Annotated in this window: 8 protein-coding genes; 5 read left to right on the top strand and 3 right to left on the bottom strand. The window is 75.7% G+C overall.

Annotated elements, in window-relative coordinates:
• Nucleotides 1-135 precede the first annotated feature (135 nt).
• Both ACFW1I_RS21680 and ACFW1I_RS21675 read right to left on the bottom strand, forming a co-directional pair.
• Nucleotides 136-2,499, bottom strand: coding sequence for an ABC transporter permease (locus ACFW1I_RS21680; RefSeq protein ID WP_384672366.1), 2,364 nt, complete (start codon nt 2,497-2,499; stop codon nt 136-138).
• On the bottom strand, nt 2,496-3,173 hold the full coding sequence (locus ACFW1I_RS21675) for an ABC transporter ATP-binding protein (protein ID WP_384672364.1): 678 nt from the start codon (nt 3,171-3,173) through the stop codon (nt 2,496-2,498). Before ACFW1I_RS21675 ends, ACFW1I_RS21680 begins: the two co-directional genes overlap by 4 nt.
• Nucleotides 3,174-3,392: 219 nt before the next feature.
• Here ACFW1I_RS21675 and ACFW1I_RS21670 point away from each other — a divergent pair, with 219 nt between their 5' ends.
• Nucleotides 3,393-4,703 carry a sensor histidine kinase gene (locus tag ACFW1I_RS21670; RefSeq protein WP_384672362.1) on the top strand — a complete coding sequence of 437 codons (1,311 nt, stop codon included), beginning with the start codon at nt 3,393-3,395 and terminating at the stop codon, nt 4,701-4,703.
• Nucleotides 4,700-5,407 (top strand): response regulator, encoded by a 708-nt coding sequence (locus ACFW1I_RS21665; RefSeq protein WP_384672359.1) that lies wholly within the window; start codon nt 4,700-4,702, stop codon nt 5,405-5,407. The genes ACFW1I_RS21670 and ACFW1I_RS21665 overlap by 4 nt, the downstream gene beginning before the upstream one ends.
• Before the next feature lie 24 nt (nt 5,408-5,431).
• Here the strand turns inward: ACFW1I_RS21665 and ACFW1I_RS21660 are convergent, their stop codons facing one another.
• The gene (locus tag ACFW1I_RS21660) at nt 5,432-6,571 is read right to left on the bottom strand and encodes an SMI1/KNR4 family protein (protein WP_384672357.1); all 1,140 of its coding nucleotides are present in this window, start codon (nt 6,569-6,571) and stop codon (nt 5,432-5,434) included.
• Between the two features lie 97 nt (nt 6,572-6,668).
• Between ACFW1I_RS21660 and ACFW1I_RS21655 the strand changes: the two genes are divergently transcribed.
• The 3 genes from ACFW1I_RS21655 (at nt 6,669) to ACFW1I_RS21645 (ending at nt 9,953) form a co-directional block, all read left to right on the top strand.
• Nucleotides 6,669-7,505 carry a DUF2785 domain-containing protein gene (locus ACFW1I_RS21655; RefSeq protein WP_384672355.1) on the top strand — a complete coding sequence of 279 codons (837 nt, stop codon included), beginning with the start codon at nt 6,669-6,671 and terminating at the stop codon, nt 7,503-7,505.
• An 86-nt stretch (nt 7,506-7,591) separates the two neighbouring features.
• Entirely contained in the window at nt 7,592-8,140 is a 549-nt protein-coding gene (locus ACFW1I_RS21650) for a PadR family transcriptional regulator (RefSeq protein WP_384672352.1), read from the top strand.
• Between the two features lie 91 nt (nt 8,141-8,231).
• Nucleotides 8,232-9,953, top strand: a complete 1,722-nt coding sequence (locus ACFW1I_RS21645) for an acyl-CoA dehydrogenase family protein (protein WP_384672349.1) — start codon at nt 8,232-8,234, stop codon at nt 9,951-9,953.
• The last annotated feature ends 98 nt before the right edge of the window (nt 9,954-10,051 follow it).

The following is a 10,051-nucleotide window of genomic DNA, read 5'->3' as shown; positions in this document are numbered from 1 at the left end:
CGTCGCGCCTCCCCCCTTTGCGCGCCCCCCGTACCTAGGCCCCCGGGTGGGGTTTGCCGCCCCCCCCCCCCCCCCGGGCGGCGCCGCGGCCGGGGGGGGGCCGCCCGCCGCCGGCCTCCGGCGCGCGTCCGCGACCTACTCGGTGCGCAGGGCGGTCGCCGTGCGCGTCCTGGCCGCCCAGCCGGCCGGGAGGAGGGCGCCGAGGAGGGCGATGAGCAGGCCGCCCAGGGCGAGCGCGCCGAGGGTGCCCGCGCCGTACACGTCCGTGACGGAGGCGGGCAACCGCAGCCCCACGCCCTCGGCCATCGCGGGCATCACCCGGCCGTGCAGCGCCACGCCGAGCGGGACGCCCAGCGCGCCCGCGACCGCCCCGGTCACGGCGACCGACGTGAGGACCGTCGCCACGGTCTGACGGGGAGTCATCCCGAGCGCCTTGTGGACGCCGATCTCCCGGACCCGCTCGCGGGTGTCCAGCAGGACGCCGTTGAGGACGCCGAGCGCGGCGACGGCGACGAGCAGCAGGGTGAGGAACGCGGCCAGCGCGTCGAGCGTGACGACCATGTCGCTCCCCGAGCGGAGCCCGCCCTCCCGCGCGGTGACGCCGAGCGGCGCCAGGGCCTCGTTCAGCGCCTCCACATAGCCGGGTACGGTGCCCGCGGTGACCGCGACGTGATGGCTCGTCGACGTCGTGTCCGGGCGCGCGGAGGCGACGGTCGCGAAGTCGGTGAAGACCTGCATGCCGTCGTTGCGCGGGTCCAGGACCTCGCCGACGATCCGCACCGAGACCGGCTCGGCCAGGCCGTTCAGCGTGACCCGGTCCCCGACGCGGGTGCCGGTGGCGGCCAGGAACGGGGTCGGGACCACGGCCTCGCCGGGCCGCTCGAACCAGCGGCCGGCGACCATCGCGTAACCGCCCCAGGAGGCGTCCCCCGTGAAGGCGACCACGTCGACGAGGTCGGACGGCCCGGACACCGTCGCCCGCACCGTGGTGGCGCTGTAGTGCCTCCCGGTGCCGGCCGTCGCCTCGATCGCCGCGGCGACGGCGGCGGCAGCGGCCGGGGGCCGCCGCTCCGCACCGGACTCGGGCGGCGGCCCGGCCCCGGGCGGACCGAAGGCCGGCGGCGGCTCCGGCACGCTGACGTCCGCCACGTCATGGGCCTTGGCCCGCATCACCTGGCCGAGCGAGGCGCTCATCCCCACGGTGAAGGTGACCGCGACCGCGCCGAACAGCACCGCCGTCCCCATGGCCAGCGCCCTGACCGGCCGCGCGAACGGCCGCACCAGACCCAGCGTGACCGGCTGCGGCAGCGGCAGCCGCCCGGCCCGTCGGGCCGCCCACCGGCCGCGCCCCGACGGGACCGCACGGCCCACGGCGAGGGCGTCGACCGTCCGCAGCCGGCCCGCCCGCCAGGCGCTCGCCCAGGCGGTCGCCGCCACCAGGCCGAGCACCCCGCCGGCCACCGCCAGGTCCACGGAGGGCGCGACGGCCAGGGAGGAGGTGCCGTACACCTCCCCGGCCTCGGCCAGCACCGGCACGGCGAGGAGATGGCCGGCGAGGACCCCGGCGACCGTGCCCGCGGCGGCCGGGACCAGCGCCTGCGCCACGTAGGCCCGCACGACCTGGGCCGGGGTGAAGCCGATCGCCTTGAGGATCCCGATGCGGCGGGTCGCCAGGCCGACGGCCGACGCGACGACGTTGCCGACCACGAGCACCGACATGACCAGGCCGAGCACCCCGAACGCGAGGAGGAACGGCACGTAGACCGCGGTGTCGCGCTCGGCGTTCGCCGCGACCGTCAGCCACGACTGCTCGCCGACCGCGGCCCCGGCCGGCAGGCCGGCCGTCACGGCCCGCCCGCCCGCGGCGACCCGCTCGGCGGTGCTCGCGTCGGCGAAGCGGTAGAGCATCTGGTACCCGCCGCCGCCGGGCGCGGTCAGGGCCGGCATCTGCTCCGGCACCACCCACGCGTCGGCGGTCCCGGTCACCGAGCGGGCCACCCCCACCACCGTCAGCGCCGGGGCGCCGGACAGCGCGGGGAAGCCGATCCGCTGACCCAGCACGGGGAAGAGCGGCGAGTCGGCGGCCAGCGCGATCTCGCCGGGCCGCGCCGGCCAGCGCCCGTCGAGCAGCGCCACCGCGTCCACGTCCCCGCCGGGGTCGGCCCGGCCGACCACGGTCATCGGCCACCCGGGACCCGAACCGTCCGCGCGCGGCGCGACCGTCGCCGTGCGGAACGGCCCGGCCGCCCCGCTCACTTCCGCGGCCCCGGCCGACCGCGCCAGCCGCCCGTCGCCCACCCGGTCCGCGTCGAACTCCACGGACAGATGGGCGCCGTGCTGCCGGGCGAAGGCGTCGCGGATGGGCGCGCCGGAGACCACGAGCAGCGAGCCGCCGAGGACGGAGGCGGCCACCGCCATCATCGTGGCCAGCCCGATCACCAGCGTCTGCACCCGGCGCCGCCGCACCCCCGACCGCACCACCCCGCCGAGCGCGCTCACCGGGAGTCCTCGGTGAGGCGGCCGTCGGCGATCCGCACCGTGCGCCGCGTGCAGGAGCGGGCCAGCGCCAGGTCGTGGGTGACGAGGAGGACGCTCTGCCCCTCGGCGTGGAGGGCGGCGAGCAGCCCGCCGACGTCCTCCCCGGCGGCCCGGTCCAGGGCCCCGGTCGGCTCGTCGGCCAGCAGCAGCGCCGGACGGTTCATCAGCGCCCGGGCCACCGCGACGCGCTGGCGCTCGCCACCGGAGAGCCGTCCCGGCAGGGCGCGGGCGTGCCGGGCGATGCCGAGGCTCTCCAGGAGCTCCGCCGCCCGCCGCCCGGCCTCGCGGCGGCCGGTGCCCGCGAGCCGCGCGGGCAGCACGACGTTCTCGGTGACGGTCAGGTCGTCGAGCAGGTGGAAGAACTGGAAGACCATGCCGATCCGGGCCCGCCGGTGGAGCGCCGCTCCGGCCTCGCCCAGCCGGTCCACCCGCACCCCGTCGACGGTGACGGTCCCCGCGTCGGGCCGGTCCAGGCCCGCGATCAGGTTCAGCAGCGTGGACTTGCCGCTGCCGGAGGGGCCGAGGACCGCGACCGCCTCGCCGGGCATCACGGTCAGCGACACGTCGTCGAGGGCGGGCGGACCGCCCTCGTAGCGGCGGCTGACGCCACGCAGTTCGATCACGGGTGTGGTCACGGGAAGGCTCCTCGGGTACGGGGGAGGGACGGGCCGGGTGAACGCTAGGAGCGCGGCCGGCGCCCGCGCGTCGCCCGTCCGGACCCCATCCCGTACCGCGCCGGGACGACCCGCCGGGACGTCATCCCCGCGATGTAGGCGCCCGGTGTACGCGCCGGGCCGGAACCGGCCCCGGAGGCGGATCCCGCGGGGCGGGGCGGCGGTGACAATGGGCCGGTGATGAACGTGCGCACGACGGCGGAGGGGCTCCGGGCGGCGGTCCGGCGGACCGTCCGCGACGCGATGGTCCCGGCCGGCCCGCCCCCGCGGCCCGGCCCGCGCGCCCGGCGGTTCGACGTCCTGCTGGCGCTGGTCCTCGGCGCCGTCACCGTCCACTACGGCATCGACAACGTCGGCGTCGTCGTGATCCGCGAGACCGCCCTCGGGACGACGTACGTGATGCCCCGCCCGTCCGGAATCGCCGGCCTCGTCTGGATGGTCTCCCTCGCGGTGGTCGCCTCGGGCGCCCTGGCCCTGCGCCGCCGCTACCCGCTCGCCGTGCTGTGCGTCGTCACGGCGGCGACGCTGGCGACCCCGCAGAGCGTGCTGCGGCTGACCTTCTACGCCTTCGTCATCGCCGTCTACAGCGCCGCCGTGTACAGCCCCTACCGGGTGGCGACCCTGGTGGCGCTGCCGGTCTCCGTCGTCCTCGTCGGCACGTCGGGGAACTCGGTGACGCCGATCGTCCCCAACGAGTACATCGCCCTGCTCATCCTCGTCCCGATGGCCATGGCCGCCGTCGGGCTGCGCACCTGGCGGCTGCGGTCCGACGAGAGCCGCACCCGGCTCTCCGCGCTCGAACGCGAACAGGCCGAGGCGCTGCGCCGGGCCGTCGAGCACGAGCGGGCCAGGATCGCCCGGGAGCTGCACGACGTCGTCACCCACCACGTCAGCGTGATGATCATCCAGGCGGGCGCGGCCCGCACGATCATGAAGACCTCGCCCGAGCAGGCCGGCGAGGCCCTGCTGGCCGTCGAGGCGAGCGGCCGGTCGGCCATGACCGAACTGCGCCACGTCATGGGGCTGCTCACCATGGCCGACGAGGACGAAGGCCGCGACGAGGACGCGGACCGGCCGGACGCGCCGGCGGAGCTCGCCCCCCAGCCCGGTCTCGACCGGCTGGACGCGCTCGTCGGGCGCGTCCGGGACGCCGGCCTGCCGGTCGCCCTGACCGTGACCGGCCCGCCCCGCGACCTGCCGTCCGGCATCGGGCTCGCCGCCTACCGGGTGGTCCAGGAGGCGCTGACCAACGCGGTGAAGCACGCGGCCGGCGCGACCGCCGCCGTCACCGTCGAGTACGGCCCGGACCGGCTCCGGGTGGAGGTCACCGACACCGGCGGCCGCCCCGGCCCGGGCGCCGCCACGGGCAACGGCAGGGGCCTGATCGGCCTGCGCGAGCGTCTCGCCGTCTACGGCGGCACGCTGGTCACCGCCCGGCGGCTGACCGGCGGCTACCGTGTGGAGGCCCTGATCCCCCTGGAGGCACCGTGACCGAGCCGCCGCCGCGTGTGGTCCTCGCCGACGACCAGACCCTGGTCCGCACCGGGTTCCGGATGATCCTCGGCGCCGACGGCATCGACGTGGTCGCCGAGGCGACCAACGGGACCGAGGCGGTCGAGGCGGTTCGCCGCACCCGTCCCGACGTGGTCCTGATGGACATCCGGATGCCGGAGATGGACGGCCTGGAGGCCACCCGCCGGATCCTCACCGGCGGCCCCGGCGAACCCCGCGTCATCATCCTCACCACCTTCGACCTGGACCGGTACGTGTACGCGGCCCTGTCGGCGGGGGCCAGCGGCTTCCTGCTCAAGGACGTCACCCCCGAGCACCTGGCCTCCGCCGTCCGCACGGTCCGCACCGGCGACGCGCTGCTCGCGCCCGCCATCACCCGCCGGCTGGTCCGGCGCTTCGCCCGGCGCGGCGACGAGACCGTCGCCCTCCACCGCGACCTCGCCTCGCTCACCCCGCGCGAGCTGGAGGTGCTCGGGCTGCTGGCGCGCGGACTGAGCAACGCGGAACTGGCCGCCCGGCTCCAGCTGGCCGAGGCGACCGTGAAGACGCACGTCGCCCGGATCCTCGGCAAGCTCGGCCTGCGCGACCGCGCCCAGGCCGTCATCGTCGCCTACGAGACGGGCCTGGTCAGCGTCGGCGAGACCGGCGAACGGGAGGCGGACGAACCGTCCGCCCCGGCATGACGGCCGTGGTCCGCCGGGCAGGCGCTAGACCGGCTCGCCGATCTCGTCGTATCCGTCGGCGTACGCGTCCGCGTCGATCGCCGGGTTGCGCAGGGCGGCCCAGAAGGCGTCGTCGGGGACCGGGGGGAGCGGTGGGGCGCCGAGGTCGGCGTGCAGGTCGTCGCGCCAGTGCGGGACGTAGAGGGAGCGGGCGGTGGGTATCTCCGCGACCGCTCGGTAGGCGGAGCCGCGCAGCGCGTGGGCCAGCTGGACGGCGGCGAAGGACCGGATCCGGTCGCCGCGCGCGTCGGCCGCCGCCGCGACGGCGCGCAGCCGGAGGAGCGCGGGGCTGTCGGGGGCCGGGTCGGGGGTGCCGGCGTCGAGGGCGGCCAGGGCCGCGGACACCTCGGGGTATGCCGCCAGGCCGGTCTCCTCGGCCAGCCGGCGGGCCTGCGCCCGGGCCGCCGCGGCGACGCGCTCCGCGGGGAGGGTGGCGACGACGGCGGCCAGCTCGTCGAGTCCGTGGAGGAAGCCGACCTTCAGGCGTTCCGCCGGGTCCTCGGGAAGGTGCGGCGCGGGCAGCTCCGGTCCCGGCGGCGGGGTGTCGGCGGGGTCCCAGTCCGGCAGGCGCGCGGGCGCGTCGTCCCAGATCACGCGGCCGGCGAAGACGACCGGACGCCCGGGCGTCTCCAGCGCGTCCGCCTGGGCCGTGAGGTACGCCCCCAGCGAGTCGGCGGTCCTGAAGTCGGTGCCCGTCTCGTCGAAGAAGCGCCCGATCACGCCGTACGTGTCCCGGCGCGGGTCGCAGTCGACGGCGACACCGTCGGCCGTGGCCTCGTACGAGCCGAACTGCACATAGCAGGGCAGCCAGTAGCCCTCCGCCGCCTCCTCGTCCAGGTCCGCCGCGCAGCCCCGCAGGAAGCGGGTCGCCTCCACGATGCCGCGCAGTCCGAGGGGCCGGTCGTGGTTGTCGAAGCGGTACGCCTCCGGTCCGGGGAGGACGCCGTCGTGGTGGCGCAGCGACGCCCGCAGGTCGGGCGGGAAGGCGACGCCCAACTCCCGCTCCGTCGCGGCGATGTCCTCGTCCCGCGCGGGCGGCGCGAGCGAGGCGAAGGTACGGGGCGCGTGTGCCAGGAGCCAGCGGTCGATGCGGTCCCAGGCTGCGTCCACCAGGTGCGAAGTCATGCCGCCGAGCGTAGTCAGCGGCACCGACAGCGGACCCGCCCGTCCTGCCGTCCGATAATCGGTTGCCCGGCCGGAGGAACCCCCCGAAGGTGGCCTCGTGATCACGAACGACACCACCAGGCCGCAGGTCGACGCCGACCGCTGGCTGCGCCTGTACGAGAACGACTGCCCCGCCCCCGCGGCGGCCGAACTGCCCGCCCTCACCGCCGAACTGGCCGAGGCCCTCCGCCACCCCGACCCGGAGCTCCGCGACGGCGCCCCGTACGTCGTCCTGCGGACCTGGATCCGACGGGACGTCATCGACCGGCCGCTGCGCGCCCGGCTCGGCTCGGTGATGGCCGAGCGGTTCGCCGACCCCGAGATCCAGGCCCGCACCTTCGCCCCGCTCGTGCTCGACATGATCGTCGGCCGCGGCGACCTCGACCCGGCGTGGGTCGACGCCTTCCGGCGCTGGTACCCGGCCGAGACGGACCTGCGGGGATACGACCCCCGGCTCGGCTGGCTGCACGCCGTCGCGCACGGCGCCGACCTGCTGGGCGCCTTCGGACTCCACCCGGACGTCGACCCGGACGCGATGCTCGCGCTCGCCGCCGACCGGCTCGTCGCCCCCACCGACCAGCTCTTCGCCCAGCAGGAGGACGACCGGCTCGCCCAGGGCATCGCCCGCACCCTGACCCGGCCGGAACTCTCCGAGGCCGACGCCCTGCGCTGGCTGGACGTCGTCGAGGCGGACTTCGCCGCCGGCCGGCGCGGTGCCCCCACCACGGCCGCGCACACCTCCAACGCCATGCGCACCCTCCGCATGCTGTACCTCCTCGCCGACACCGGCGTCCGGCCCCGGGCCGCCGCCCCCGCCCCCGTACGCCCGCGCCACGCGGAAGCGCTGAAGCGGCGGCTGACGGAGGTGCTGGCTCCGGTCTTCCAGACGGCGTGACGGGCGGCCGCCCCGCGAGGTGAGGCGCGTCTCATCGCCGCGCGCCCGCCTTGCTATGCAACCAGTTGCATAGCAGGATCGGGGGCATGGCGCTCGAACACGCGATCCTCGTGTCCCTGCTGGAGAAGCCGGGGTCCGGATACGAACTGGCCCGCCGGTTCGAGCGGTCCATCGGCTACTTCTGGACCGCCACCCACCAGCAGATCTACCGCGTGCTCAAGCGGATGGAGAACGACGGCTGGGTCGCCGCCCGCGACGTCCCCCAGCAGGGGCGGCCGGACAAGAAGGAGTACTCCGTCGCCGACCTCGGGCACGCGGCCCTCAGCTCCTGGCTGCGCGAGCCGATCGAGCCCGAGAGTGTCCGGCACGACCTCGCCGTGAAGATCCGCGGCGCCGCCTTCGACGACCCCGCCGGCCTCGTCCGCGAGGTCGAGCGGCACCGGCAGGCCCACACCGACCGCCTCGCCCACTACCGCGCGGGCGAGGCCCGGGACTTCCCGCCGCGCCCCGACGACGGCACCCCGCCCGACGCCGAACGCGAGCTCCAGCACGCCGTGCTGCGCGGCGGCATCGCGTACGAACGCATGATGATCGGCTGGCTCGACGACGTCCTCGCCACCCTGCGCAGGTTCTGAGCGCCACCCCGACGCCCGCGCGGGATCCCGGCACCACCCTCCGGACCCCGCGCCCACCCTCATCCACCCCTCGCACCCAAGGCGGTACCCCATGACCGACGCGCTGCTGTTCAACCCGCGCACCTACGACCCCGCGCACTTCGACCCCGAGACCCGCCGGCTGCTGCGCGCCACCGTCGACTGGTTCGAGGAGCGCGGCAAGCGCCGGATCATCGAGGACTACCGCACCCGCGCCTGGCTCGGCGACTTCCTCGCCTTCGCTGCGAAGGAAGGGCTCTTCGCCACCTTCCTGACGCCGGCGACCGAGGCCGGCGGCCACGCCGACAAGCGCTGGGACACCGCCCGCATCGCCGCCCTCAACGAGATCCTCGGCTTCTACGGCCTCGACTACTGGTACGCCTGGCAGGTCACCATCCTCGGCCTCGGCCCGGTCTGGCAGAGCGACAACGCCGCCGCCCGCGCCCGCGCCGCCGAACTCCTCGACCAGGGCGAGGTGTTCGCCTTCGGCCTCTCCGAGAAGACGCACGGCGCCGACATCTACTCCACCGACATGCTGCTCACGCCCGACGGCGAGGGCGGCTTCCGCGCCACCGGCTCCAAGTACTACATCGGCAACGGCAACAAGGCGGGCCTCGTCTCCGTCTTCGGCCGCCGCACCGACGTCGAGGGCCCCGACGGCTACGTCTTCTTCGCCGCCGACAGCCGCCACCCGGCCTACCACCTGGTGAAGAACGTCGTCGACTCCTCCAAGTTCGTCAGCGAGTTCCGCCTGGAGGAGTACCCGGTCGCCGCCGAGGACGTCCTGCACACCGGCCGCGCCGCCTTCGACGCCGCCCTCAACACGGTCAACGTCGGCAAGTTCAACCTCTGCACCGCCTCCATCGGCATCTGCGAGCACGCGATGTACGAGGCCGTCACCCACGCGCAGAACCGCGTCCTCTACGGCCGCCCCGTCACCGCCTTCCCGCACGTGCGCCGCGAACTCACCGACGCCTACGTCCGGCTGGCCGGCATGAAGCTCTTCAGCGACCGCGCCGTCGACTACTTCCGCACCGCCGGCCCCGACGACCGCCGCTACCTCCTCTTCAACCCCATGACGAAGATGAAGGTGACCACCGAGGGCGAGAAGGTCATCGACCTCATGTGGGACGTCATCGCCGCCAAGGGCTTCGAGAAGGACAACTACTTCGCCCAGGCGGCCGTCGAGATCCGCGGCCTGCCCAAGCTGGAGGGCACGGTCCACGTCAACCTCGCCCTCATCCTCAAGTTCCTCCGCAACCACCTCCTGGACCCGGTCGACCAGCCGGCCGTCCCCACCCGCCTCGACGCCGCCGACGACGCCTTCCTCTTCCGCCAGGGCCCCGCCCGCGGCCTCGGCTCCGTCCGCTTCCACGACTGGCGGCCCGCCTTCGACGCGTACGACCGGCTCCCGAACGTCGCCCGCTTCCGCGAACAGGCCGACGCCCTCTGCGACTTCGTCCGCACCGCCGCCCCCGACGAGGCCCAGAGCCGCGACCTCGACCTGCTCCTCGCCGTCGGCCAGCTCTTCGCGCTCGTCGTCCACGCCCAGCTCGTCCTGGAGCAGGCCGCCCTCACCGGCCTCGACGACGACGTCCTCGACGAGCTGTTCGCCGTCCTCGTCCGCGACTTCTCCGGCTACGCCGTCGAACTCCACGGCAAGGACTCCGCCACCGAGGCGCAGCAGACCTGGGCGCTCGGCGCGGTCCGCCGCCCCGCCGTCGACGAGGCCCGCACCGCCCGCGTCTGGGCCCGCGTCGAAGCCCTCTCCGGCGCCTACGAGATGAAGCCCTGACCCGCCCGGCCCCGGGGGGGCGCGCCCGGGGGCGCCCCGGCCCCCGGGGGGGGCCCCCCCCCCCCCACCCAGGTGATGATATAAAAAAAAGAAGGAGG

Source organism: Streptomyces sp. NPDC058955 (assembly GCF_042741435.1).
Taxonomy (GTDB): Bacteria; Actinomycetota; Actinomycetes; order Streptomycetales; family Streptomycetaceae; genus Streptomyces.
The sequence above is the reverse complement of the archived record's forward strand: the minus strand, read 5'-3'. Positions and strand labels throughout refer to the sequence as shown.

Bases quoted from the DNA above. Each gene is read 5' to 3' on its own strand.
- ACFW1I_RS21670 (WP_384672362.1), top strand. From the start codon at position 3,393: ATGAACGTGCGCACGACGGCGGAGGGGCTCCGGGCGGCGGTCCGGCGG.
- ACFW1I_RS21660 (WP_384672357.1), bottom strand. From the start codon at position 6,571: ATGACTTCGCACCTGGTGGACGCAGCCTGGGACCGCATCGACCGCTGG.
- ACFW1I_RS21650 (WP_384672352.1), top strand. From the start codon at position 7,592: ATGGCGCTCGAACACGCGATCCTCGTGTCCCTGCTGGAGAAGCCGGGG.
- ACFW1I_RS21645 (WP_384672349.1), top strand. From the start codon at position 8,232: ATGACCGACGCGCTGCTGTTCAACCCGCGCACCTACGACCCCGCGCAC.